This window comes from Mycobacterium sp. ZZG (genome assembly GCF_054786995.1).
Map to the genome: position 1 here is coordinate 1 of NZ_JBTBFV010000193.1, position 616 is coordinate 616.

Below are 616 nucleotides of genomic sequence, written 5' to 3' on the forward strand. Positions count from 1 at the left end.
GTACGGTTGGCGCTCTTGGAGGGGTTCGAGGCGATCTTGACCCCGTCGAGGGCCACCACCCCCAACTCGCCCATCCCGACCCGCGCACACAACGCCAGCACCTGGGTGAACAGGTCTTCGACGGCGTCGGCACACTCGGCGCGGAACCGCGAAATCGTCGCATGATCGGGCACGTCACCAGCACAGATGACTCGATAGGCGATATCGCGGTGACACAATCGTTCCAGCTTGCGGGAGGACCTTTGCCCTTGCGCCCATCCCCAGATCAGCAAGGTCAGCAACATATCTGGGTGATATCCGGCTCGCCCGACCCCGCCGACCTTGCGCCGGGCGTGCAGTTTACTGGTATCGAGCTGCGCGACGGCCTCAATGACCAGCCACACCGGATCATCATCAGCCAACCACTCCCGCATACTCGGCGGCAGCAAATAGTCCTGATCACGATCTACCGGACGATATCCTTTGGCCACCAATACATTATCCCCCAAACACGGCGGCTAGCGGCCACACGACAAGCCGGAAACGCGAACAAATCCGACCTCATTTCGCAACACCCCGCTAGGCGAGAGGCGCGTCGAAACCACAAGCAAGACAACAAAGTCCGCAACCACCCCCC

The 616-nt window shown here is 61.2% G+C and carries 1 protein-coding gene; it reads right to left on the reverse strand.

Translation table 11 applies throughout. The annotated features are described in order from the left end of the window. The coding region (locus ACXMYJ_RS29305) for a transposase (protein ID WP_460359575.1) at positions 1 to 470 on the reverse strand (470 nt) is incomplete at its 3' end. Between the last annotated feature and the right edge of the window lie 146 nt (positions 471 to 616).